Genomic DNA, 24,758 nt, shown 5'->3' on the forward strand with positions numbered 1-24,758 from the left:
TGCCTTTTTTGACAGCTTCCTCTTTTCTCTGAATTTTCTTACGATTCCCTTCTGATGAATGTACTTTGGGCCTCTCTCCCTCTTACTTCCATCTGAATGTCCTCTTTGAATTTTCAGGGTTGCATTGCTGTTTATTTGTCAAGGTTCAACATTTTTCTCTTGTTCAAACAGAACTTTTATAGTTTACCATGTGTTTTAATCTGTGTCAAGAGTTTTTTAATTTTTTATTTTCACGCATTCATTCCCGCGCGATGGATTTACATTATAGCATTGTTTCAAAAATTTGTCAATAAATATTTTTATTAATCACAACAAATTTTCTAAAAAATAGTGGCTTACAATCCAGCTTAATTTGTTTCAGGTATACTATAATGTTCAGCACCAAACCAAAAATTAAGAAGTATCACTTGGATACTTCTATTCTATTGGTAGCTAAACGGAGAAAGAGGGATTTGAACCCTCGCGCCGCGTGAACGACCTACACCCTTAGCAGGGGCGCCTCTTCAGCCTCTTGAGTATTTCTCCATGCTCTGAATTACACCACTACCAATATTGTTTGCGTTTTATAACGCAAAAGTTATTATACATTAAATAGATTTTATTTGTCAATGCTTTTATAAACTATTTTTTAAAATTATAATTTTCGCAATTATAATTCTCTATTGTAGCCTCTATTCTGTGTTTAACCTCTGCTGCAATATCCACTGTCTTCATATCTTTATATTCTTCATAATATATAGGCGGCAGATAAATCAATTTCACAGTCACCAATTGAATAGAATTTTCATCAAATGGTTTAAAAGAGTCAATCAATGCACAAGGTACAATCGGGCATTTTGCTTTGGTAGCACTTTTAAAGCTTCCTCCTTTAAACTCCAATAGTTTATTCCCCATTTTACTTCTTGTTCCTTCTGGGAAAATCAGGAAATTCCTTCCGGCCCTTACATCCTCTGCCATAGCGTTTATTACCTTCATAGACTGTCTGATATCCTCCCGATCCATAGCATAGGCACCCAATGCTTTTATGACTTGTTTTAAAAGAATTATATTACTTACTTCTTTTTTGGCAACAAAAGAAAATGGTCTTGGGCAGGATTCTAAAAATACAAGTACATCAAACATTCCTTGATGATTGGGGAAAAGAATAAATCCGTTTTTTTCAGGTAGATTCTCTAGTCCATAGTCTTCTATTTTTACTCTTCCCGCATGATTTGCTTTTTTTGTGACCTTTTTAATTAACCAAAAAGCTTCATCATATGAAATTTTTTTACTTACACCGCACCACCAAACTTGAAATAAATAGTATGGGACTTGAAAAAATAATCTGATTACCATCAACGCAATTCTCATAGCTGTTTTGCTCCCATTACCATTTTATTTAATTTTCTTTGTACATTTCTACCGCACTTTCATACAAATCATTTCCTTCGGTATCAATCACCACAATAACCGGAAAATCTTTAACTTCAAGTTTACGAATAGCTTCTGTTCCCAAATCCTCATATGCAATTATTTCAGATTTTATAATGGATTTTGAAAGTAATGCACCTGCTCCTCCTACCGCTGCAAAGTAAACCGCTTTATTACGAATAATGGCCTGTTTTACCGCATCGGATCTTTTCCCCTTTCCAATCATTCCCTTCAACCCTATTTCTAATAAAGAAGGCGTATATTTATCCATTCTGCTAGCAGTTGTGGGACCTGCTGAACCTATTGGACGCCCTTCTCTTGCAGGGGATGGCCCCATATAATAAATCATATTATCTTTTACATCAAAGGGAAGTTTCTCACTCTGATCTAAAGCTTCATACATCCTTTTATGGGCCGCATCCCTGGCTGTGTAAATGGTTCCTGTTATGTACACATAATCTCCACTACGCAACTCTTTTATTACTTTTTCCTCGCAAGGTACTGTAAGATATCTATTCATAAAAATCCCCATTCTTGCCAACACCCTCAAATTGCAGCGCAGGCACAAATTCGTATACTGGCATAAGCTTGTTACTTAAATAAACCTCAAACCTATTATTCTTAAAGTATTCTGACACAATGTCTGTTCACATGGCAACAAATGTTAACAGCAACTGGTAATCCTGCTATATGTGTAGGATATGTGTTAATATTTACCGCAAGCGCCGTTATACTTCCTCCCAATCCTCCCGGCCCTATACCGGATTGATTAATTTTACTTAATAGTTCTTCTTCCATTTCTCGCACATAAGGAATCTGCGAACGCTCACCAACAGATCTGGTCAATGCCTTTTTTGCAAGGATTGCACATTTTTCAAAAGTTCCGCCTATTCCCACACCAACTACCATTGGCGGACACGCATTAGGGCCTGCATCCTGTACCGCAGTAAGAATCGAATTTTTTACGCCCTCAAGCCCATCTGCCGGTTTCAACATAAAAACACGACTCATATTTTCACTGCCAAAGCCTTTGGGTGCAACAATAAGTTTTACTTTATCACCTTCCACTATATCGTAATGAATTACGGCTGGTGTATTATCCTTAGTATTTTCTCTTAAAATAGGATCCTTCACCACCGACTTTCGAAGATATCCTTCCTTATATCCCTGCCTTACACCTTCATTGATAGCTTCTGTAAGCAGGCCTCCTTCTATATGCACATTCTGGCCAATTTCCAAAAAGACAACTGACATACCTGTATCTTGACAAATCGGTATCATATCCTTTGAAGCGATCTGAAGATTGTCCTGAAGCTGACAAAGTACCTGCTTTCCAAGGGGTGACTTTTCCATGTCCGCTGCTTTTGTTAACGCCAAAACCATATCATCCGTGAGATAATGATTTGCCTCAATACACATTTCTTTTATATTTTTTATGATTTCTTCCGTATGAATTGTCCTCATTCTAACTCCCATGCTGCCGCTTTACACCATATGCTTTATTCTGTTATTATCTTTTTTATTTCTCCAAGTTCTTTCTGACTAGGATTTCCAGCAATATACTTTAAAATTTCTCCGTCATTCTTATATCTAGGTATCAGATGCATATGAAAATGAAATACAGTTTGGCCAGCAACCTCTCCATTATTTTGCACCAAATTAAAACCATCACATTTAAGCTTATCTGTCATCACGGCCATCATTCTCTTTGCCAACTTTATAGCATCTACCGCTTTCTCCTCAGGTAACTCATATAGATTTGCATAATGATCTTTCGGCAAAATAAGTGCATGTCCTTTTGTTGCCGGTGCCACATCCAATATCACCTTAAACTGATCATCCTCATAAATTGTCTGTGACGGAATTTCTCCCGCTATAATTTTACAAAAAATACAACCATTTTCTCTCATCTACTTTTCCTCTTCTCTCTTTTCCTGTTTTATAAAACGAATATCTGATCTAACATGCGGAAAACCTTAAAATCTCCTTTCATCTTCATAGCACCGCCCATGAAAGCCCGTTGAAAAGTCATTTTTGCATATAATATATCATCCATTGTTTCCCTGCCCATTTGTATTTCCACATCAGGATTTTCCACATTTCCATAATAATAATTGGTTTCTGCTCCATCAATTTCTATAATAAGTGGTTTCTTTTTTTCTTCCACCTGAATCTTGTATATAGCTTTAAAACCTGGCTGTGGAACAAAATGCTCTTTAAATTCATTAATAAATTCTTCTTTACTTTCTTCCTGCTCATTACTTCCCATTAAATCTCTAAATAAGCTGGTAAGCTCCTGTATATCCTTCTTTTGCGTTTTCACATAACTGTCATCGGCTACATATTGAGATAATTGCTCAGACTCCTGTGGCGTAAGATCTATATCCTTGGTGATGGAAACCTTCTGTTTGACAGCTTGATTACTAGCAGGAAAACTGGCCATTTTCTGATTGATCGTACGATACATATTTTCTGCTTTTTTCTCGATAATTCTATTATAATCTTCATTATCTTCTAAAATAGATACATCTGCAATATAACCACAAATTCCGCTGCAGGGAAGTCCACCCAGCATTTCCCAGGCACTGGCAAGGTTTAATTTTCCTTCCCTCTCTCCATAGGTAGTTGACATAATAATAGGGCACATGTAAGTTTTAGAAATTTTTTCTTTATCGCCATAAAGCCAGCATGAATCCAGAAATTGGTACATGTATCCGCCAATTCCATACCATTCCACCGTTGAGGCAAGTATTATACCATCTGCATTTTTTATCGTTTGAGGTAATGTGGTGATACGGTTCTTCAATTCATAAAGATTAAACCTCTCAACAGTAACATTTAGTTCCTCTAAAACTCCCTGCATCTTATTAATCACATATAGTGTAGGATCATCCATCACTCCCCTACCGCCATAATAAATATTTACTTTCATCTTACCCCTGCCTTTCACTAAACTACTCTTTAGTATAAGGCGGTTTTTTCTATCTGTAAATAAATTTTAATTTTCCTAAACGAATTTCATCGCCCGGTTCGATTATTTCCGAGGCATTAGGCGCAAGCCGCATTCCATTTCTAAAGGTTCCATTGGTCGAATTAAGGTCTGAAATATAAATTTTATTACCATCTCTGAAAAATTTGGCATGCATACGGCTTATACTTTTTTCATCAATTACCATATCTACTGCACCTGCCAGCTTGCCTACCGTAAGAGGCAATCCTCCTAAATCAATATGACACTTTACTTTTTTATCCATACTGTACAGTTTATTTTCATAATTTTCTGTCCATGGTATAAAAACCGTATTTCCCATATCCTCATCCGAACAAGACTCATCATTCTCAAAGATAGGTGCATAATATTTTTCGCTCTCAGCGCTCTCCTGTTCCTGTATCATTTTCTTTTTATTTAACAAAGGAAATAAATACCATATCATTGTACCCAGAATCAAAGCCGCTATCAAAATCCACCCCAAAATAAGATAAATCTCTTCTTCATAAGATAGCTGATAAAAATACATAATATAAATTAAAATACCTGCACCCAATACACTCAGACCCAAAACGGGCAGTATTTTTTTGAAGGTTCTCTTATTTTCCTTCATAGTCTTTCCAACAAGAGCTGTCTGTTGCTTGGAAGCTCCACAAAGCCCCTTACCGTCAGCGTCATATTCTGTTTCATTCGGTAAAAAATCATTGCCATATCCGCTCTCTTGACTTTTGGCCCCTTGGCTTTGACTTGAGAGCTTTTGGTTCTGATATTGCACTTCATGATGAAAATGGCTACCTTTTTTTCCTTCACTGATATCATCCTGAAACCATTTTAGCACTTCATCTAGTACAAATTGTTCCCTGTTAATCAAATCTGCAATCTTATATACAGCTTCTACTGCTTCCATATCCTCACTATCTACTCTGGAAATGAAAAAATCCATCAACTTTGAAAGACTGCCCTCGCCTGAGCCAGGGTAATACAAAAAAGAGTACTCGCCAGTCTCAATATTTTGAAAAATATATTCCGGTGATAAAATCAGACAACTTCCATCCAATAAATATTTTTGAAGCATATCATTTACTACCTTTAACTGTACAAAAAAGCTTCCAAGTTCTTCCATTCCAAACCTTTTTCCATCATAAATATGAAAAAGACTTTGTCTTGAAGTAATTTCATAATACAAAAGTATTTCCCCATTAATATATCTTTCCTGACAATCCAGTAATCCTTTTATCTTATTTTCCGCTACCATTTTTCGCTGATAGACATTTTCTGATAAACTACCATCATCTTTTATAATCAGGTAATTATGTCTGTAATCTTTATAGTATTTTACATCTAACATTTGGATTTCCCCCCTTGCCTGTTCAATTTATATTCACTTGGCATTTTATTTTTTGCCTTATTTCCCGTTATAAAGTATTTGGCATAATAAAGTGTCTGACACTCTCACGTTGTTTCACTTCGCACTTGCCTAATACCTGTTATGGGATTTATCATTTTGGTTATTTTAGTAATGGAAGCCTTAGACCCTTTTTGCCTGCCTTCTACCAAAACTGCATCATCACGTACTATGCATCCCCTTTCCTGCGTTGGGAAAAAGGGATAAAAAGCCCTCTTATAATCCAGTCGTTTTTCAACATATGCTTCTGCCAGCCAAAGGCTCGTATCTTTTTCTGCATAAATCACTTCTCCATAATCATCTTCTCCCCAACTAAATCGTCCTGCCCTTATACTGAGTAAAAAATTATCCTGTGATATTGCACTTCGGCAATATAAAAACAATGCTGCAAGTATAATCAGCAGATATAAAAACAAAATAATAGGCATAATAAAGGATGCTTCTACCGTCAGATATCCTTTCCACTTTTTACGCATATACAAATGCCACCTCCATTCCCAATAATAAAAAAGGAAGAAAAGGAATCGTTTCCTTTTTCCTTCTAAACAGGCAAATACCTCCCCAAATTCCTGATAATGTAATTCCAATCCATACAACAAATGCCGTAAACCATCCTCCTGTCCACAGTCCAAGGGCTACAACTGTCATCCCATCGCCATATCCTATACTTTCATCTGTCAGAAATGAAAGCAGCAGCAGGATGCTGCCTGGAATCAAACATCCGCTTATCTCATTCCAGTTAAATTCTCCTGCTATCAGTCGAAACAAAAAGCCCAAAAATATAAAAAATATCACTTTGTTAATAGATATTTCCTTTGTCTTAATATCCTCTACCGACAATTCGGCAAGAAAGAAAAGACCAATACAATATGCAATCTCACTCATAACTTCTTATTGTCTATTTGTCTATAATGTTTATCGTACCTTTACAATATTTTTCTTCCGGAATATCCGTCTGCTATTTTCGTCTCATCTATAACTTGGTATTCTATCTGGCACACTTACTACACGCGCCATAACCTTTGGTTTCACTAATTGGAATCATATAGATAGTTCTCTTAAGAGAAGAACAATCTGCCTGTCCATGATAGCTGTTTCCTTCTGCAGTGATATAAACCATACTGCTTCCTTTTGGTTTACATCTTTGACATGCATAGTATTTTCCTCCTGAAGCGTTTCTTAAGGATGAAACTTTTTTATTATCTACAGACTGTATTTTCACTCTCAAATATGCGCAGTCATAAGACATATGATACCTCTCTCCTGTCTTTGTTACATAAACATAGATTTCCTGCTTCCCGCCATTTTCCATTCCTGCTTTGGTGTATCCCACCCAGGCATGGCTGAAAAATCTATCTTTGATGGTTATCTCTTCTATAGGCAGCCAGCCAATAAATGGTTTTAGCCTATATTCTGCTGTAATTTCAATAAATCCGCTTTTATTTATATCAGATAAATCCTGCAATATTACACCATCTTCTCCACCAGCCACGCATAAATAAGGGAAGATTTGATTTCCTAAATATTCCTTTATCGCTCCCCCCACTTCAGCCCTCTCCTCCTTTGCGTATTTAACCTGATATCCCATAAAAGCACTATTATTTCCTGACAAAAAAAGAGCTTCTTGCATATTACATTGAAAACGCACTGCCTCCAAGCTCAGAAGAACCGTCATCATAAAGAACAGGAAAATGGGCAATGCTAAGCTTCCTTCTAATGCCATGCTTCCTTTGGACTTTCCGGAAGAAAAGAAAAATGCTCTCTTATAAAACTTAGACACCAATTTTATTAATTTGTTTCCGATTTTCTTGAGAGAAGGGATTTTTATCATAATTTATTTCCAGTTGCTTTGTTCTGTCTAAAGAGAGCACCTTTCCTTTCTTCCGGGTTTATTTTTTAAATGTACTTAAAAATATCCATATTTGCGCCTGAGAAAATAATGACTCAAATAGTTTCCTTGTGCAGTAACCTCAGCCTCATATCTTTCTATACACCAATCCATCTTAAAATTTCTGTTGTTATCATGGAGTCGAATGTCCATTTCTATCAGATCCATAGCCCGCAAATTCATATCCTCATCTCCAATTAGTAGAATCATACTGGCAAGGTATTGTCCATAGTTCCAACCATATGCACTTTGACTACTGTAAAGACTTCCATCAAGTACTCGATTTACCGACATAGTATGGTCTGATTTTCTGACTGGTACGGTTCCGCCTGCATAAATTGTACGCATATCACCTACAGTCTCAAGAAAAGCACAGGCATACAAAATGCTTTCCGCTACGGGATTCTTAAATTCTGCTTTTAACTGAACCACCTGCAACAGCTCTGCTGCCGCTGCAGCCTGCGCCCTTAAATCTCCATCTGCCAGAGCGCAGGCCACATTATCTGCAAAACGAAGTTCAAATAATGTTTCTGCCACAGCTCTTACATTCTCAAGATCAGAATCCATTCCTTTCGCTACGTATTCTAATTGACAGGAAAGAAACGAATCATCTCTGTAATTACCTAAATACCCCATCTTATCAAAAAGATAGGAAAGAAATACATCTGTGTCTTCTCTGTAATTTCGGTCTTTACTGCCGGTATTTTCTATTGGTCGGTGAGAAATATATTCTCCCAAGGATATTTTAGCCGGACTGATAGATTGCAGATCTACCTGTGCCAGAAATAAAACATCACTCCCAATAAGCCCATATACCCAATCCGCTGGATTAGACAACGGAACTTCCTCCCATTCACCTTTTACATTTTGTATAAGAGGAAGCTCCATTCCCGCCAACTGTTCCATAATACTGCTCCACTGCGCTAAGGGGGAAGCTGCCCGCAATACCTGTATCTCATCCATTTGCCTAACGATTTCTCTTTCCTTTCCGTAAATTCCGGTATCCTCTACATAACAAATTGCCTGATTCCGCATGGATGCTCCAAGATCTGCTGCCGCTGTTTCAAAAGAAGGAATTGTTATCTCCTCCAAAGTTAAATTCCCCCATGGCGCATTCTTTTTTCCTAAAACTTCTTTCGTATTTTGCTCAATAAAATACCAAAGCCTCTCCTCCACATTATCAATATTCGGATGTTTTTCTAAGTACGATGCATCAACATAAATGAGGTCATATCTTTCCAAAAGTCCAATATGGAACTCTGATAAAACAGCATTCATACCTGTATCAACAGCACATTCATATCGAACCTTTACTCCATTTCTAATAGCATTTCCGGTAAGCAACAGTACAAATCCCGTAAGCAGCGAAAGAGACAAGGCAAGAAATATTGTCAAATACCCTTTCATTAGGACAAAATAGCCGCACTATCTACCGAAATTTTTTGAAAAATCGTAGCAGCAAGCTCTTGAATCTGCGTTTTAAATATTAGTACCAAACCAATTAAAACCACGATAATCAATATCATTTCTACCGTTCCCATACCTGAGTTGTCTTTCCAAATTTCCAGTAATTTGTTTGATTTTCTTTTCATCTTAATTCCTCCATCTTTCTAATAAGCCACAAAATTCGTCCTCATTTTTATTTCTCAAATACTTCCAAATCCCATATAAGCAGGCAATAACACCAACAACATAACCACCACCAGCATCAGCATCATAGGCAAAAGCAATTTGGTGCCTGCCTCATCCCCTGCTTTTTTTGCCAGATTCTTTCGCTCCTCCTGTGCATCATCAGCCTCCTTTGCCAGCATCATAAGAAGTTGATCATTCCCTTGCTTTAAGTGTACAGCTAACAAAAAACTTAACCTGCGATATCTCATTTCGCCACACCGTTTCCCAAAATCCTGATAAACTTGTTCTTCCATCACGCCATTTTCTAATTGGTGGCAGGAAATCTGCATTTCCTCAAGCAAATACCACTGTTCTTTTTCCCTATTTCCCTGCAAAATTCCCTGCGCTTGCCATTTTGCATAATCTCCCGTCATTCTAAGAAAGGCATTTTTAACAGTAAGACCAGCTGACAGATACAAGCGAAGCTTACTTACAAATTCTGAATAATCTAGAGCTAACTGATACTTTCTTTTTTTACAGCTTTTTTGCAAATCACTTTCCATGCCACTACCAATTAGAAGGCTTCCAAGAAAAAACAGGGTAAATATAAAGATACTATTATCTTGTTTTATCTTTTTCCACTTAATTCCTTTCCCCATTAGATAGTCTGGCAATATGATTTGTTTTTGGCTTCTTGCCTCTAAATCTGTCTGCAGAATCTCTCCTTCTAATGCTCTAAAAAAGATTTCTTCCTCGTCCAATGTTTCCGGAAGCAGTAATATTTCATATGTAAAACTGGTTCTCTCCTGTCCTCCTGTAACCGTTACCACCAAACTGACTTTTTCTCCTTCTTTACCTACACCCTTCCGATTTACCTTTCCGCCTGCACTTATTCTTTCGCTGTTGCTGCTGTTCCAAGTAAGGTTATAAGGATATCCTGGCATAGTGGATATTAAATTTAAATCACCAGCTACGTGATCAAGGTCCATATTTTCATTCCTGATTGTTTCAGGCAAAGCATGATAGAGTTCTTCTTTTAGATAGACCTCCTCAGCATTTGTCAGTTCTCTTTCCTTCACCAAAAAAGGAATTTCTCTATCCCAATTTTCTGTCACTGCACGCAATGTAACTTGATAATCCCCCACACCCTTCTCATTTCTGATAAGTTGCGCCCCTTCTGCCAATTTCCCTTCTATCCGGCTGCACAAATGAAGACAGATGGCAGACACAATCCCTATAACCAGAAACGTAATTATAAATGTTAATTTACGGATCTGGAAATTATCATACAGTCTTTCGCCATTTTCCATAGGATAAAGCTGTAATAACGTTTTATATATTTTAGAGTCATATTTTTTACCTGAAATATGCTTAATCTTCCTATAAACCCATGTAACTAAAGGGAAAAACGGATTTTTCATGGAATACCTCTTTTAAATTTCTACGGAAATCATATGAACAGAAAGGGCATAAGCTCCTAAATAGACCGAAAGGCAAACACTCATAACTAGAATACCTGACAAGGAATGATACATTCCTCTAAAATAGCCTGGGGATGTGATACTGATATATAGTAATATCAAAAATGGCATGACATTCATAATTTTCTGTTCCAGTCTTCTGGCACTTAATAAGACTGCAATTTCCTTTTCTGTCTCTATCTTGTGAATAATAATATCTGCTGTTTTTTCCATTACAGAAGCTAAGTTTCCGCTGCTTTTTTGGGAAATTTCATAAACCTGTGCAAACTCAATTATTTCTGTAATTTGAAGCTCACTGCCTATTTTCTGCCATAGTTTAGAAAAGGCAATGTTATTTTCTCTCCCAGACTTTAACAAATTTATTATTCTGCAAACAGTGCTATCCCTGCCAAATAAAGCTCTCATGTCCTGATAGCTAGAAAGAAATGCATTTTCTGCGGAATATCCTGCCTTTTGTCCTGTTGCTGCTAACAACATCAGCTCCTTAAATTGTTCTCTTGCCTGTTCTTTTTTCTTTTGAAAAAGTATTCTTTTTTCTAATTGGTAATACCAATACCCCACGCCGGAAAGAGGGATAATAGCCCATATAGATTGATAAAAAAAGTAATCAAGAAACAAAACAATAAAAAAGCTTTTCATAATAAGCCACCTTTTTTCTCTCACTGTAACTGGCAATAATTCATAATGGCTGCTATCCTGCCCTTTTAAATTTGTCCACATTTTGAATCTCTCCTACCTTTTTCAGACAACCTTCTATTTTTCCATTTTTTTGTATACCATTTTGTTCAAACCGATAAATAGTCTGCATTTTTACTTCTCCCTCCAAAAACGCTACAGGTTCGGCAACTTCCAGTACATGCCTGCTTCCATCTCTGAGTCTCCCTAAATGAACCATGAAATCAAAACCAGATACTATTTGCTTTCGTATGGCAGAAAGAGGCATTTCCATTCCCATTAAAACCATTGTCTCTAAACGGCTCGCAACATCCCGAACGCTGTTTGCGTGAACTGTTGTCATTGCACTGTGTCCCACATTGATGCTCTGAAGCATATCCACTGCTTCTTTCCCCCGTACTTCGCCCACAATTATTCTATCCGGCCGCATCCGCAGAGATGCTTTAATCAAGTCTCTTATGGTAATCTCCTTACATCCCTCCACATTGGCATTACGTGTTTCAAGACTTACCAGATTGGGGATGTTTCTAATCTGCAACTCCGCAGAATCTTCAATTGTAACCACCCGTTCGGTTTCCGGAATAAACTGTGATAAAACATTTAAAAAAGTTGTTTTTCCGGACCCTGTCCCTCCACTTACTAATATATTGCAGCCTGCCTGAACCATTTTCTCAAGCTCATCCCGGCACTCTACTGACAAAGATCCCATGGTAAGAAGCTGTTCCATGGTAATAGGATTAGGCGGAAACCGTCTGATGGTTAAAATTGGCCCATTGATTGCAACCGGGTCTAATACAACATTCACTCTTGCCCCATCGGGAAGCCTGGCATCCACAATCGGAGAGGCCTCATTCACAACGCGATTACAACCTGCCGTAATCTGCCAGATCACATGCCTTAGCTTTTCCCTGGAATCAAAGCAGATGGCAAGTTTTTCAAGCTTTCCACTTTGCTCTATAAAAATTCCTTCGGTTCCATTGACCATAATTTCCGTAATCAAAGGATTTTCAATCAATTCCTGCAAAATTCCCAGTTGCCTGACAGAATGAAAAATTTCCTTTCGAATTCGTTCCCTCACTGTAATCTCTAAATGCCGTTTCTTACCCTCTTGCGTAATGTATCCATCTATCAATTCCCTGATTTCATCTTCTGTCATCTGTTTGGAAAGATCCAGCTTTCCCATAATTAATTCCTGTAAGTCTGCATACTCCTTATAATTCATCTGATTCCTTTCTAAACAAGTCCGGAAAAATATTTGCTTTTATATAACCGGCCAACTCTCCATAGGTTAATTCCTCAAACCGTAACGGAAGCTGTTTAAAAATCGGTAATTTCCACTTAGAAGCTTTCGCCGCAACATCACCGTAATCCAGGCTTTCTAAAGCTTTTTCATATTGCTCCAACTTCGCCATGGCAATCCAATCTTCACGGGAAATCGTGTATATATGGTTGCAGCCCCTTAAAACATCCCACAAATCCATCATTCCATCTGTAAGATCTAATATTAAAAACTCATATTCAGAGGTTTTTTCTATTTCCTGAAATAGATCTAGCCATTGTTCCCCCCTGATTCCTGCTAAGCTCTGATGGATCTCCGTAGGCGGAATAAAATCCAGTCCGTTTACCGTTTCCACCATGCTTTCCATTCTGTAAGCCAGCTTTTCACGAGAACAGGTAAAATAATACATCAGATCTGAAATATCACTATTAAAACTCCTGCTCAGCATCCGACCTAATCCGGAATAGATTTCAAAGTTTAAATAAAGCGTTTTGTAATTTCTTGCAAGCATCTGTCCAAGGGTTAATGAGAATGTGGTCTGTAAACATCTTCCTATAGGTGTGTATATACCGATTATCTTCATTTTATTAAGTCCAACTCGTAAGGCTGCCGGTACATTTTCTGACTGATTGGTATAATATTCCACTACTTCATGAAGAATGTTTTCACATGATTGGTATTTGTTGATGTGATGTAAGGCTTTATTTAGATTTTCTCCGCTTTCGCTGAGAATGATGATGTGTGGAATTTTTAAAGATTCCACTTCTTTTGAATATACGTTTTCTGAGACGAGAAGACATTCAATGTCTTTTACTTTGGTACAAGAGAACAATTTACTTCCGTCTGTAAAAATATAAATTTCAAAGGGAAGATTTGTTTTTTCACTCATAAACTCCATCAACCGATATGCATAACTCTCCTCGCCGTCAAAAATCGCAAGGATTCTTTTGTCCAAAGACTACCCCCCTTCTTTTTCTACTGTAATTAAAATTTTCATTGATTTTCGGAAAGAAACTTATTCCAAAATGAATTAAGAAATAATTGATTTGTAAAGAACGTTCTTGATTTATAAATCGAATTATAAAGAATATGTAGAAAATTGTCTAGTGGCAAATTTAAATTTTTTTATTTTTGGCATTTTTTACAATAACACAGACAAAATTCTCTTAAAAGGTACCTAAAACCCTTGAAAATACGGAAAACTTGCCTGTCAAAGCAAATCTCTTTCCATCCCGAAACCTTATAAAAGCATGTAGAAATTTATCCCATAAAGCATAGCCAGTCCTGGAAATCCTAAAATTCCTGTCGTAAGGAAAGTAATCGGATTATAACCAATTCCCATTCCTGGCATGATATCTCCAAGAAAGGTATTCAGAAAATAAATTGACATCATTCCCAGTACGCCGCGCAGCATAAAATTAATCATCCATTCTGCACGACTTTTGACGGCTCCAATTAAAAGCACCACTGCTAATATTCCAACTATCAAAAAAATACCTGCATTCGTATCCATCAGCGGCCCTCCTCTTTTCAATTCAATATATGTCCAAATTTTCAAACCTATACCGGAATAAAAGAAAAAATATTTGCTTATACTCATAGCATATAGGCAATTATTGGATAATTTCGGAATAATATGTAAAGAGTCCATAGACACAAATTTGCGGGCTATTGGAAACATGGAGGGTTAAGATGAAGATGTATTTCAGCCGGATTTCCCAGGAAAATCATACTCTTTCGGAAAAAGAAATTGAACGCAATGCACTGCTTTCAGATTTGAAAAAGACAATAAAAGCGCTGGAAACAGCCTACGCCGGTTTTGATAATGTGACCGAGCCTGATTTGATTGACTGCTATATTTATGAGGTTAATTCTGTCCTAAAACGTTATCGGTTTTTAATGAAACAGGCAGCGGCTTTAAGCCTGCTGCCTGAAGAAGATCCACGTCCTACACCCTTAAACACGGAAGCCCCTGTTACTTCCTTGATCGGCTAAGCTTTCCGTTAAGCTATTTTTCCCATAGGTAAGTCCGGCATAAACTGTCTGCGTATTAGCCATTACCGGCCCGGACACATCCTGTTCGCTTAGCTTTTCATAAGCATCATGAAGTTTATTCATGACCATTTTTACATGCTGTAATTCTTCCACGGAATTACGGATATCGGCTTTTGCCAATTCCCTGTTGGCATAGAGATAAAGCTGCAATAAGTTCATAGCCGGTTCATATTCAAAATGCAGGGATGCCATAAGCTCCCTAAGGCATCCTTCTGCTTTTCTTATACCACTGCGAAATCCGCTTCGATCCCCATTACCATGGGCCTTTTCAGCATCTTCAATATAAACAAGAAGCATTTCGTAAAGTATAACCACCAGCTGCGTTTTATTTGCCTGTGTAATTTTAAGTGTATATTGCTGCTTTAATTCCTTCGTCATAACTTATAACCTTTCCAATAAAGCTTCTCACTTATTTTATAGTGCCACTAAAATATTTTTGCAACTCTGTATTCCCAATTACCTGCTTTACTGTAATAACTGTAATACCTGAGAAGGTCTTTCATTTGCCTGGGCTAACATAGAGGTACTTGCCTGAGCTAATACCTGTAATGTGGTATACTCCGTCATCTCCTCCGCCATATCTGCATCCATAATACGGGAATAAGCGCCTGTCATATTTTCATTGGTAATATCCAGCGTATTAATTGTATGCTCTAAGCGGTTTTGATAAGCACCGAGGCGTCCTCGCACAGAAGACACAAAATGTACCGCTCCTCCCATTCTCCTGAGTGCATCATCCGAATCCTCTTTTGTTGACAAGTCAATATGCTTAATACCCATATTTTCCAAAGACACTTCGGGAATAATAATATCTAATTGCTGGCCTTCATTTGCCCCAATTTGCATATCCATAGAACCAAAACCTGTAATTTCCATATCCACTGATACTCGATTTCCACCAGCAGTTACAGCATCTTCACTGACACGAAGCTTGAGCTCAAAATTCTGACTTCCCTTAATAGTCACAATATTACCATCTATCTGACTCACTTTGGCATCCGCCGGAATATAAGGGCCGGTTCCATTAACATAGTCCGCCGTATCTACCGTACCATCTGCCTTAAATGTCACATCTAAATCCATATGATATTTTCCGCTTTTTAGTGTATCACTATAATAGGTTACCTTTACATTCTCATTATCTGTATAGCCCTTCAAATCAAAAGAACCATCCAAAATTCTTTGTCCATTAAACTCAGTATCTCTGGAAATTCTGGTAATTTCCTCCTTTAACTGCTTCACTTCCACCTCAATCATCTCACGATCACCGCTTGTGAGCGATTCAGTGCTTGCTTTTACAGCAAGTTCATTGATTCTCTGAAGCATTTCATGAACCTCCGCTAATGCTCCATCTGCAATCTCAACCACAGATATACCATCACCTGCATTTTGTGTTGCCTGGGTAACGCCTTCAATCTGTGCATTCATGCGTTTTGCCATAGCAAGACCGGATGGATTGTCCTTTGCATGTACTATCTTTAGACCGGAGGAGAGTCTTTCCAGTGACTGCTGTAATCTGTTGTCATTTTTTGTCATTTGATTGGTGGCAATAACTGCCGATGCATTAAAATTGATTTTCATAAACTAAATTCCTTTCTCTATGCTTGTTTCCTGGTAAAATCTGTTCTCTCTCAGAAACTTTACAATAAATGCAAAGTCCCAGCACTACTATTGCGTTTCCTGCACATATTCTATAAATGCCCTGGCTGCCCGGTAAAGCAATTGAGAGTCGTTTCCCTCCTGACGTTTTGCCGATTCTTTTAAAGAGAAGTCTTTTAGATTCAAATTTTCTCCAACCGCAAAATAAATTTCTCCGGCCTGTATTTTCTCTCCATTTAGCTTTTCTTCAAAAAGCTCCTTGCCCTCTCTTAAAAATTCACAACCCTCTCTGGTATTACAGATACAAAAACCTGTAAGTCCCTGATCTGTCATTTTAAATTCCGCAGCGGTTTTTCCTAACGCTTGCGTCTCAAAGGTTATGGCAACCTGACTTTCCAATTGCCCGTCATGTATTATTTTAAGATTAATAGAAGCAGGCATACCTCCGATTTGCGTTGGTATCTCATAATTTTCTTCTCTGGACAAATTGCCCATAAAGGACATCTGCTTGTAAAGAACGCCTATGGCCTTTACGTCAAACGCCGTATGAGAATCGGAAAATGCCATATTCTCAAGTACTTCCTGCACTCGTTCTTTAAATCCCTCATAGGCTTTTTGTGCATTTTCCCTGCCATCTAAAGCCTTTACTACATCCTCTCCTGCTTCCTTAAGAAAATCCGTTTTCGCTCCTTCTTTTGGTTTTTCATTCTCAGGCCTGCTTTTCCTTTGCAGATCTCTGAATTCCTGCCACACTGCTCTGGGATTATTTAAAAGATTCCCTGCCGCCAAAAGATGATCCGCCGTAACCGGCTGATTATAATCATTTAAATGTTTAAGAACCGCTTCCTCGGATTTAGCTGCACTGCGCACTTCCTCATACAACATACGGTCAAATTCTTTTCCGGCCTGTTCATCTCCTGCTTCCTCAAGGAACTGCCTTAGCTTTCGTATATTTGGTATATGATCTGACTGATAAGCTTTTTCAATCTGGCTGGTAATACTTTCCACCCCTGTCTCACGAACATTTACGCCGCCAAACGCATCATCCACGGAATAATCCATAGGACCGCGCTTGCTGCTCCTTACCGCCTTTAATAAATTGCCGAGGGTAAATTCTGTCCCGGACTGCCACAGAGCGCCTACCGCAGCGTTATCTGCCTTTTCAAGCTGACGAACCAGTCTATAAATACCAATGTATGCACTTCTTTCCTCCTGAGTAATATTGTTTTGTTTTTCAAGCTTATATAAAAATTTGCTGTATGATTCTATTTCCTCAGCGGTATCTGTCTGCTCATTTAAATAATTCTTAAGCTCCTCTAAAGACATGGTAAGAGGATTGACGCCCTCCCTAATCATATTTAAAACCCGCGCCGGCTTCATTTCTTTTACCACGCCGCTAAGTAAATCATCCTTATCCCGAATTTGACGGATATTTTCCTTTGTAATTTCCACATGATTATATCCAAGAATACGGACAGCACGTCTGTTTTCATCGGAAAGCTCCAAATCCATATCCTGTAAAATATCATCTACGTTTCTAAATGCCTTTTGGATAGAATCACCCATATCACTTCTGGGTTCTGTCATAAGAGCTTCATAGCTCTGTCCGGCTTTTTCATAGTCGCGTCTTTGGCTGACTCCATAAGCATGTACTTCCCTTAGAGTATCTGTTCTTGATATCTGCCAAAGAACTGCTGCCGGCGAAGAACTGATTCCCTCAAGAATATCCAGGGTTTCACGATACAAAGAAACCTTTTCCCCGGCCTTGGTATCATCTACCTGCCCCATTAGTGATTTTGCATAACTATCCTCAGCCTCTTTCAGCTTAGTGATTAATTCCTCCAAAGGTGCGGTTTCTATCTGATAACCGCTTCGCAGAAGCTTTAAATTTGCCTCCACTGTCATTGACAGTCGAATCTCCTCAAGCATTCTTCGTCCATGTATATTTTCAGCTGAATCCAAAGCATGCCCACTGCCATATAACATTTCATTCTGAATAGCCAGCAGGTTTTTTAAGGTAAGCTGCAAATCTCTAGCTAAAATAACATCTGCTGCCCTATCTTCTATGGAAACGGCTTCCTCTAAGATTTCTACTGCCTTTTCTGTATATGTCTCGTTTTTCCCTAAATCCGCTTTTGAAGGCGAAACTCCATCAGCTATAGCACGGGATGCTGCTGCCATAAAATCCTCATAAGATACCGGCAAATGCTGTCCTTTTATATTATTAAGCAGGGAAAAGGTGTCTGTATTTAAAGGAATTCCCTTTTCCACCAGCCATCTGGCATTACTTAAATTTTCTTCATCCACCACATAGCCGGCTTCTCCAATTACCTTTTCCATCTGAGGCAGAAGCTTTTCAAAATCAATCTCCTCAGGCTTTTTGGCATAATAACCTCCAACGCCACCTTCCGCATAATATCCTTTTCCCTGACGGCTTCCATCACTGGCTGCCGAGTATTTTGCTGTGTACAGATTTTCAGGTGTAGGCGGCATATCATTTTCGACCATGTATTTAACGCTGCCATCTGAAACAGAATCTGTCCCCGCCAGCATATTCCATGCTTCCGTTACAGCCGTAACATTTTCCTCCGTTAAAGGAATATCCCTTTTGGCAAATTGTACTTTCAGTTCATTCGCAAAGGCCTGACTCCCGGTAATCTCTTTCAACGCATCATCACTTACTGTGTCCGTATATCCAATGATTTCCTCGCCGCCCTTTAAAAGCGCTGCCTTAATATGATCTAAAATCGTCACAACTGTCTCAATATCTGTACTTCCCGGATGAAAACCTTCCTTTTGCAGCTTTGCAAAATCTTCATCTGACATACAATTGGACATTACTGCCATATAGTTTCGCTTGGCAGTGATATCCTCCTGCCCTGCTTCCAGCATAATTTCCTCTACGGTCCGTCCATGACCCGCATAAGCGCTGTTATCCATAACTGTTCCAGAAATGTCCAATGCAAACCCGCCGCTTTCCAAATTTTGTGTCTTTTGGGGGGTACGATATGAAGTTGTTTCCCTGCCCGCATTCACAGGCGCCTGAGCGGATCTTGCATCCGCTCCTTCTAATACAATATTCATAAAAATCCTTTCACTCAGGCATGATATCTTTTTTATTCTTTAAATTAATTCATTGAATTTAACAAACGCTGCCACGCTCCGTGAGCCAGCTTATTGTAAGAAAAGGGTAGATACATCAAGTATCCACCCTTTATTTCGGCATAACTTTTCATTTTCTTAATATTTAATACTCTTAATATTTATACCCTTTAAAAAGTAAAGATGGCAGCGGCATATGGAGGAAGGTCAAACGTAATGCTGTAATCTCTGTAATCACACAATTCCTTTTTAGCAGTTATCTCACTGGGTACTATTTCGCCGGAACCTCCAAATCTCTCCTCCGTACTGCAAAGCAGCAATTTATATTTTTTCTTTACAGGTACGCCCAGCTTATAATTTTCCCATGTCATAGGCGTCATATTAATCACGAACAAAAGGTTATTTTTCTTGGTAGATGATTTTCTGAAAAAGCTATAGGTACTTCTCTCCTTATCATCACAGTTAAGCCACTCAAATCCATCCCAGGAATTATCAATCTCATATAAGCAAGGATATTTTCTGTAAATCTTTAAAAGTTCCTTCACATATTCCTGTAGGCCCTTATTCAAATCCTCTCCAAGCAAGAACCAATCCAGCTCGCGCTCCTCGCTCCATTCACGCTCCTGCCCAAACTCCTGTCCCATAAAAAGAAGCTTTTTACCTGCATGACCGAACATAAAAGTATACCCGCAGCGGAGATTTGCATATTTATCTACTTTATATCCCGGCATCTTGTTTAACATAGAGCATTTTAAGTGCACCACCTCATCATGTGAAAGAGGCAGAATATAGTTTTCACTGTCATTATAAGACATAGCAAAGGTCATGCCATAGTGGTTATCTTTTCTGAAATACGGATCCAGCTTCATATACTCACAAAAATCATGCATCCAGCCCATATTCCACTTAAAGGAAAAACCAAGACCGTCATCTTCTATTTTCCCTGTGATTTTAGGCCATGCCGTGGATTCTTCCGCAATTGTTAAAAATCCCGGATAGGTGCCTAAAACTACCGAATTTAAATGCTTGAAAAATTCTATTGCCTCCAGATTTTTGTTTCCACCATAAATATTAGGCACCCACTGACCATCCTGTTTTCCATAATCCAGATACAACATAGAAGCTACTGCATCCACACGGATACCGTCAATGTGAAATTCTTTGATCCAAAACAGCACATTGGCAATCAGGAAATTTTTTACCTCGGTCTTGCCGCAATTAAAAATTTTAGTACCCCAGTCCGGATGCTCTCCTTTACGAGGATCCGGATCTTCGAAAATACACTGTCCGTCAAATCTTCCAAGTCCATGGGCATCCGTTGCAAAATGTGCAGGCACCCAGTCCAAAATAACACCTATTTTATTCTTGTGAAGCTTATTGATAAGATACATGAAATCTTCCGGTTCCCCATAGCGGGAGGTAGGCGCATAATATCCTGTCACCTGATATCCCCAGGAACCGTCAAAAGGATGCTCCGCAATACCCATCAGTTCTACATGGGTATACTTCATCTCTTTTAAATATTCTACAATCCTGTCTGCAAACTCGCGGTAATTGTAAAATCCTTTTTCCTCCGGCCTTGGATGACGCATCCAGGATCCTATATGGCATTCATAGATAGCCAGCGGTTCTTTGTTGTAATCTTTACCGGCTCGTTCTTCCATCCAAGCGTCATCTGTCCAATTAAATCCTGATATATCCACTGTGCGGGAAGCCGTACCTGGACGAAGCTCTGCACTGTTGGCAAAAGGATCTGCTTTATACAGTTTTTCACCGGAAGGCGTTTTAATCAGAAATTTATATAATTCATGAACACCCACCCCGGGAATAAAGGTGGTATGTATTCCTCCCGGTCCAATTTTTTTCATAGGATTTGCCATTTCATCCCAGCCGTTAAAGGTACCTATTACGTGGACGCTTGCAGCATTTGGCGCCCAAACGCCAAAAAACATACCCTTTTCCCCATCCTGCACAGAAGGATGCGCACCTAACTTTTTATAAATATCATAGTGTGTCCCCTGCGCAAACAGATATTGATCTGCTTCTGAAATAAAAACCTCTGCTTCTTCTTTTTTCTTTGTTGCTTCCATACTTAAAACCCCCAATTTTGTTTAATAGTGCATAAAATCCTTTTCCCTTAACACAATCATATCTTCTTCATCATACCGTTTTCCCAACAAAACATCAAAAAAATGTTTTGGTGTTTTCTTATCGGCATAATAAATTGCCTCATCCACTAACTCCTCAATTTCCGTAAGAGTAACCTCATGGTCACTGGTCTGCATATCTGCGATTCTTGTGTGTAATGCTAAAACCCCCAATTCATCAATTACATATTCCTGACCCAGCGCATATTTCTTTGCATATTTTACAAGGGTCTGATCATCTAAGGCTTCCACATCCACCCTTAAATTAAATACATCTTTCAGCTCAGGATATTTCTCAAGAAAATTATTCATTCCTGCTTTCATATCCTCTAAAAGAACAATCAGGCCTTTCTCCTCTTGATTCAGCTCTTTGAGAAGCTGTCCGACCGTATCTTTTTTCATAGAAGCTGCGCCCTCTATAATCAGTGCGCCGCCGGAAAGCTTGGACAAAGTAGCCGGCACATCCTTTTTATTCATGGTAGGGCCGGAAATTTTGGCAACCTTGCCGGAAAAATTATTGTCTGAAAGCTGTATCTCTTTTACAAGCAGTTTCGCAAGGGCTATCGTTCCTGTGCCTTCCTCACCGGTTATGATTACGTTTCCGGTATAGGATGCCATGCTGATATTATCAATCGCTTCCACAATTTGTCTTCTGGTTCGTTTGTGATGGATAAAAGGAGCAAACTGTTCTCTCTCGCTGATTGTCATTTCCCTGACGGTAGATCTGCTTTCTTTCTCCTCCTCCTCGTCCTTCTTTGTATTTTCTTCTTTCTTTTCCTTTGACCCCTTTGCTTTGGATTCTCCAGCCTTTGCAGAGACTTTTTTGGTACCCTTCAAATTTAAACTACCTTTTGGTACTTTTTTACGCACATTTTCCGTATCCGGTGTGTCTTCTGCCTCTCCATCTATATTGTCAGATATACTGTCCGCTGCAGCGCCATCTTTCTCATTCACATCTTCAACTAAATCATTAACTTCTGTTTCATATTCCTCTTCGGAATCTTCCTCGGAGTTTTCCAATATCCTATCCGTCTCTGGGTATTTTTCTAAAGATTCATCCATAGATTCCTCTGCCGAAACTTCTGCTTCCTCATCGTCTGCCTCTAAAATCTTAGCTACAAGTGGATTCAGCTTGTTTTCAAAATCTTCAAAGTCCTTAGCATTTTCTACCGCTTCTTTTAAAAGCCGTTTTTTAATTGCATCCTCAGATGCTGTACTATCATCTTCCTTTGCCTTCTTGTCCATATCAGCTGCCTTTACAACCTTTGGACGTTCTTTAGCGGCTCTTCGCTTTTCTTCCTTTATGGCCGCTGAGACCATTACCTTTTCTAATTCCTCCAAAAGACCGGATTTGGTTGCTTCATCAAAATCTGCAAAAAGTGTATCTGTCTGCTGATGTACACGTTTACGGATATCCTCCATCCGTTTACGCTCATTTTCCTGCTTCATTTTTTCCCATTCAGCCATAATATCTTCTATACTAAGCTGACCGGTAATTTGCTTTTCTATCTTTTCTTCCTCAGGAACTACCAGTGAAATCTGTCCGTCAAAATCCTGAGAAAGCATATCATCATAGCCTGACTTTTTATGAAAAGTTCTGATAATTCCTGTATTGCTGATTGCCGAATCTGCACTGGCCCTTCCAAGGGGAACCTCTTCGTCTTCCGGCTGTGCTTTTCCATCTCCTTCTCCTGCCATTCCAAGCTGTTCCTTTACTGGTTCGAACAGTGATTTAGAACCATTTTTTTCCGCCAGCTCTGAAATCACATCCTGAATATTCACCTCAGCCGTATTTCCAAAAAAGACTTCCTCAGAATTTGCAATTTCAGCCTTTCCCGAATTTACTGGAGCTGCTGCCGGTTGTTCAGTACTTATATTTGTTTTATCTTCTTTTTTATCGGGAAAATCGACATTCAAAAAAATATTATCTTTGGAAGTTTCCTTTAAAGGAACATTAATTGGCTCAGGCTGAATCTCCTCCACTTCCTCCTCCAAAGAAGCATCCTGCATCTCTACAGACTCTTTTTCTTCGGGATGAATCTGACTGTCTAATCCCGTAACAGGTTCATAGACCTTCGTCTTCATCAACCTGCTAATTCCGCTGTCCTCAGGTATTGTTGTATCTGGAACCTTATTTTCTTCCAGAAACTCCTTCATACTCTCTGCCAGCTCTTTTTGAAGATTGATGGTATTATACTGACTTACATCAACTGTCTTTACCTCTATATCAAGTTCTTCCTTTTCAGGCATCTCCTGTGTATTATTTTTTAGTATATTTTCTTCAAGGCTAAATTCATTGTCATCCTCATCCTCTGTTGTTACTTCGACAGCCTTTTCCTGCATTTTTTGCTGGTCAACTGCATAATCAGATTCTATGAATCCGCCCGTTTCTTTCATTTGTTCATATTTGACCTGTTGTTCTTCGCTAAGAGGTTCATGCAACATTTTCAGCTCTAAAGCCTTTAATACATACCTTCCCTCCCCAAACCACAGGAACATTTCATCACATTCCTCAACACATTTTGAAGTAAGACCCACCCTGTGATAAAGATACGCTAATTCATAAGCCCATTTTTCCCGGTAATCACGTTTTTTAAGTTCCTCTAAAACCTCAATTCTTTCCTCTAAGCTTACCTCCTGCGCTTCATATAGCTTATATTGCAGAATATACCTACCACTGTCCTTTGGCGCTAACTGCACAAATTCCTTATAATATTCGAGTGCCTGAACATACTCGCCCAGCTTAATGGATAATTCGCAAAGAGAATAAACAATTAAACGTCCTCCCGTATGCCTCTCATAGGCTAACAGGAGAATATCTCTGCTGTCTTCATATCTTCTGTTAATCTTATATAAATCACTGATCGTGCACAGCATCATAACACTTTTTACTCTGCGCCAATCAATGGCATCTGCTATCTTAACAGCTTCTGCATATTCTCCCTCTGCAATCAGGGACTTAATTTCATCTGCGCGCACTTTGTATTCATATTTATCCAAGGTACTCACCTCATATATCATCTGCCGCAAGGCATAGTCATCCTATTTTCATTTTCTTAGTTTACCATATGCCTTTTCTTATGTCAAAAAAATATGACAGAAGTCGTCAGAATATAG

22 protein-coding genes and 1 tRNA gene are annotated in these 24,758 nt (G+C 38.6%); 1 reads left to right on the forward strand and 22 read right to left on the reverse strand.

Going from position 1 to position 24,758, the window contains the following annotated elements; all coding sequences use genetic code 11:
• Positions 1 to 437: 437 nt before the first annotated feature.
• The 17 genes from D5281_RS16580 to D5281_RS16660 form a co-directional block, all read right to left on the reverse strand.
• A tRNA-Ser gene (locus tag D5281_RS16580) sits at positions 438 to 525 on the reverse strand.
• A gap of 96 nt (positions 526 to 621) precedes the next feature.
• A complete protein-coding gene (locus D5281_RS16585) occupies positions 622 to 1,350 on the reverse strand; it encodes a lysophospholipid acyltransferase family protein (protein ID WP_160561219.1) in 729 nt (242 codons plus the stop codon).
• 28 nt (positions 1,351 to 1,378) lie between these two features.
• Entirely contained in the window at positions 1,379 to 1,930 is a 552-nt protein-coding gene (locus tag D5281_RS16590) for a Fe-S-containing hydro-lyase (RefSeq protein WP_160561220.1), read from the reverse strand.
• A gap of 101 nt (positions 1,931 to 2,031) precedes the next feature.
• Entirely contained in the window at positions 2,032 to 2,874 is an 843-nt protein-coding gene (locus D5281_RS16595; protein ID WP_160561221.1) for a fumarate hydratase, read from the reverse strand.
• Between the two features lie 35 nt (positions 2,875 to 2,909).
• Entirely contained in the window at positions 2,910 to 3,320 is a 411-nt protein-coding gene (locus tag D5281_RS16600; RefSeq protein ID WP_160561222.1) for an HIT family protein, read from the reverse strand.
• 29 nt (positions 3,321 to 3,349) lie between these two features.
• A complete protein-coding gene (locus D5281_RS16605) occupies positions 3,350 to 4,342 on the reverse strand; it encodes an SCP2 sterol-binding domain-containing protein (protein ID WP_160561223.1) in 993 nt (330 codons plus the stop codon).
• Between the two features lie 49 nt (positions 4,343 to 4,391).
• A complete protein-coding gene (locus D5281_RS16610; RefSeq protein WP_160561224.1) occupies positions 4,392 to 5,747 on the reverse strand; it encodes a DUF6382 domain-containing protein in 1,356 nt (451 codons plus the stop codon).
• A 104-nt stretch (positions 5,748 to 5,851) separates the two neighbouring features.
• Positions 5,852 to 6,280 carry a hypothetical protein gene (locus tag D5281_RS16615; RefSeq protein ID WP_160561225.1) on the reverse strand — a complete coding sequence of 143 codons (429 nt, stop codon included), beginning with the start codon at positions 6,278 to 6,280 and terminating at the stop codon, positions 5,852 to 5,854.
• On the reverse strand, positions 6,273 to 6,689 hold the full coding sequence (locus D5281_RS16620; RefSeq protein WP_160561226.1) for a prepilin peptidase: 417 nt from the start codon (positions 6,687 to 6,689) through the stop codon (positions 6,273 to 6,275). The genes D5281_RS16615 and D5281_RS16620 overlap by 8 nt, the downstream gene beginning before the upstream one ends.
• Before the next feature lie 103 nt (positions 6,690 to 6,792).
• Positions 6,793 to 7,527 carry a hypothetical protein gene (locus D5281_RS16625; RefSeq protein WP_160561227.1) on the reverse strand — a complete coding sequence of 245 codons (735 nt, stop codon included), beginning with the start codon at positions 7,525 to 7,527 and terminating at the stop codon, positions 6,793 to 6,795.
• Between the two features lie 183 nt (positions 7,528 to 7,710).
• Positions 7,711 to 9,087, reverse strand: a complete 1,377-nt coding sequence (locus D5281_RS16630) for a DUF5702 domain-containing protein (protein ID WP_160561228.1) — start codon at positions 9,085 to 9,087, stop codon at positions 7,711 to 7,713.
• Between the two features lie 11 nt (positions 9,088 to 9,098).
• A complete protein-coding gene (locus D5281_RS16635; protein ID WP_160561229.1) occupies positions 9,099 to 9,284 on the reverse strand; it encodes a Flp1 family type IVb pilin in 186 nt (61 codons plus the stop codon).
• 54 nt (positions 9,285 to 9,338) lie between these two features.
• Positions 9,339 to 10,724, reverse strand: coding sequence for an immunoglobulin-like domain-containing protein (locus D5281_RS16640; protein WP_160561230.1), 1,386 nt, complete (start codon positions 10,722 to 10,724; stop codon positions 9,339 to 9,341).
• Positions 10,725 to 10,736: 12 nt separating this feature from the next.
• The gene (locus D5281_RS16645) at positions 10,737 to 11,504 is read right to left on the reverse strand and encodes a type II secretion system F family protein (RefSeq protein ID WP_160561231.1); all 768 of its coding nucleotides are present in this window, start codon (positions 11,502 to 11,504) and stop codon (positions 10,737 to 10,739) included.
• Entirely contained in the window at positions 11,476 to 12,681 is a 1,206-nt protein-coding gene (locus D5281_RS16650; protein ID WP_160561232.1) for a CpaF family protein, read from the reverse strand. Before D5281_RS16650 ends, D5281_RS16645 begins: the two co-directional genes overlap by 29 nt.
• Complete coding sequence (locus D5281_RS16655) at positions 12,671 to 13,693, reverse strand: P-loop NTPase family protein (protein ID WP_160561233.1); 1,023 nt, start codon at positions 13,691 to 13,693, stop codon at positions 12,671 to 12,673. The genes D5281_RS16650 and D5281_RS16655 overlap by 11 nt, the downstream gene beginning before the upstream one ends.
• Before the next feature lie 285 nt (positions 13,694 to 13,978).
• The gene (locus tag D5281_RS16660; RefSeq protein ID WP_160561234.1) at positions 13,979 to 14,251 is read right to left on the reverse strand and encodes a pro-sigmaK processing inhibitor BofA family protein; all 273 of its coding nucleotides are present in this window, start codon (positions 14,249 to 14,251) and stop codon (positions 13,979 to 13,981) included.
• Between the two features lie 179 nt (positions 14,252 to 14,430).
• Between D5281_RS16660 and D5281_RS16665 the strand changes: the two genes are divergently transcribed.
• Positions 14,431 to 14,733 carry a YaaL family protein gene (locus tag D5281_RS16665; RefSeq protein ID WP_160561235.1) on the forward strand — a complete coding sequence of 101 codons (303 nt, stop codon included), beginning with the start codon at positions 14,431 to 14,433 and terminating at the stop codon, positions 14,731 to 14,733.
• Here the strand turns inward: D5281_RS16665 and D5281_RS16670 are convergent.
• From D5281_RS16670 to D5281_RS16690, 5 genes are all read right to left on the reverse strand, one after another.
• Positions 14,695 to 15,171, reverse strand: coding sequence for a flagellar export chaperone FliS (locus tag D5281_RS16670; protein WP_160561236.1), 477 nt, complete (start codon positions 15,169 to 15,171; stop codon positions 14,695 to 14,697). The two genes, D5281_RS16665 and D5281_RS16670, sit on opposite strands and share 39 nt — an antisense overlap.
• A gap of 87 nt (positions 15,172 to 15,258) precedes the next feature.
• Positions 15,259 to 16,374, reverse strand: coding sequence for a flagellin N-terminal helical domain-containing protein (locus D5281_RS16675; RefSeq protein ID WP_160561237.1), 1,116 nt, complete (start codon positions 16,372 to 16,374; stop codon positions 15,259 to 15,261).
• An 87-nt stretch (positions 16,375 to 16,461) separates the two neighbouring features.
• Positions 16,462 to 19,476, reverse strand: a complete 3,015-nt coding sequence (locus D5281_RS16680) for a DUF6240 domain-containing protein (protein ID WP_160561238.1) — start codon at positions 19,474 to 19,476, stop codon at positions 16,462 to 16,464.
• Between the two features lie 188 nt (positions 19,477 to 19,664).
• Complete coding sequence (gene glgB, locus D5281_RS16685) at positions 19,665 to 21,584, reverse strand: 1,4-alpha-glucan branching protein GlgB (protein WP_160561239.1); 1,920 nt, start codon at positions 21,582 to 21,584, stop codon at positions 19,665 to 19,667.
• A 21-nt stretch (positions 21,585 to 21,605) separates the two neighbouring features.
• Complete coding sequence (locus D5281_RS16690; RefSeq protein ID WP_160561240.1) at positions 21,606 to 24,641, reverse strand: tetratricopeptide repeat protein; 3,036 nt, start codon at positions 24,639 to 24,641, stop codon at positions 21,606 to 21,608.
• Positions 24,642 to 24,758: the final 117 nt, after the last annotated feature.

Origin of the sequence: Parablautia muri, from assembly GCF_009917485.1 — a bacterium.
GTDB lineage: Bacteria > Bacillota > Clostridia > Lachnospirales > Lachnospiraceae > Suilimivivens > Suilimivivens muri.

Coding starts and splice junctions, on each gene's coding strand:
- D5281_RS16615 (WP_160561225.1), bottom strand. CDS start 6,280: ATGCGTAAAAAGTGGAAAGGATATCTGACGGTAGAAGCATCCTTTATT.
- D5281_RS16585 (WP_160561219.1), bottom strand. CDS start 1,350: ATGAGAATTGCGTTGATGGTAATCAGATTATTTTTTCAAGTCCCATAC.
- D5281_RS16595 (WP_160561221.1), bottom strand. CDS start 2,874: ATGAGGACAATTCATACGGAAGAAATCATAAAAAATATAAAAGAAATG.
- D5281_RS16675 (WP_160561237.1), bottom strand. CDS start 16,374: ATGAAAATCAATTTTAATGCATCGGCAGTTATTGCCACCAATCAAATG.
- D5281_RS16650 (WP_160561232.1), bottom strand. CDS start 12,681: ATGAATTATAAGGAGTATGCAGACTTACAGGAATTAATTATGGGAAAG.
- D5281_RS16605 (WP_160561223.1), bottom strand. CDS start 4,342: ATGAAAGTAAATATTTATTATGGCGGTAGGGGAGTGATGGATGATCCT.
- D5281_RS16660 (WP_160561234.1), bottom strand. CDS start 14,251: ATGGATACGAATGCAGGTATTTTTTTGATAGTTGGAATATTAGCAGTG.
- D5281_RS16645 (WP_160561231.1), bottom strand. CDS start 11,504: ATGTGGACAAATTTAAAAGGGCAGGATAGCAGCCATTATGAATTATTG.
- D5281_RS16640 (WP_160561230.1), bottom strand. CDS start 10,724: ATGAAAAATCCGTTTTTCCCTTTAGTTACATGGGTTTATAGGAAGATT.
- D5281_RS16635 (WP_160561229.1), bottom strand. CDS start 9,284: ATGAAAAGAAAATCAAACAAATTACTGGAAATTTGGAAAGACAACTCA.
- D5281_RS16600 (WP_160561222.1), bottom strand. CDS start 3,320: ATGAGAGAAAATGGTTGTATTTTTTGTAAAATTATAGCGGGAGAAATT.
- D5281_RS16670 (WP_160561236.1), bottom strand. CDS start 15,171: ATGACGAAGGAATTAAAGCAGCAATATACACTTAAAATTACACAGGCA.
- D5281_RS16620 (WP_160561226.1), bottom strand. CDS start 6,689: ATGAGTGAGATTGCATATTGTATTGGTCTTTTCTTTCTTGCCGAATTG.
- D5281_RS16665 (WP_160561235.1), top strand. CDS start 14,431: ATGAAGATGTATTTCAGCCGGATTTCCCAGGAAAATCATACTCTTTCG.
- D5281_RS16625 (WP_160561227.1), bottom strand. CDS start 7,527: ATGGCATTAGAAGGAAGCTTAGCATTGCCCATTTTCCTGTTCTTTATG.
- D5281_RS16590 (WP_160561220.1), bottom strand. CDS start 1,930: ATGAATAGATATCTTACAGTACCTTGCGAGGAAAAAGTAATAAAAGAG.
- D5281_RS16610 (WP_160561224.1), bottom strand. CDS start 5,747: ATGTTAGATGTAAAATACTATAAAGATTACAGACATAATTACCTGATT.
- glgB (WP_160561239.1), bottom strand. CDS start 21,584: ATGGAAGCAACAAAGAAAAAAGAAGAAGCAGAGGTTTTTATTTCAGAA.
- D5281_RS16680 (WP_160561238.1), bottom strand. CDS start 19,476: ATGAATATTGTATTAGAAGGAGCGGATGCAAGATCCGCTCAGGCGCCT.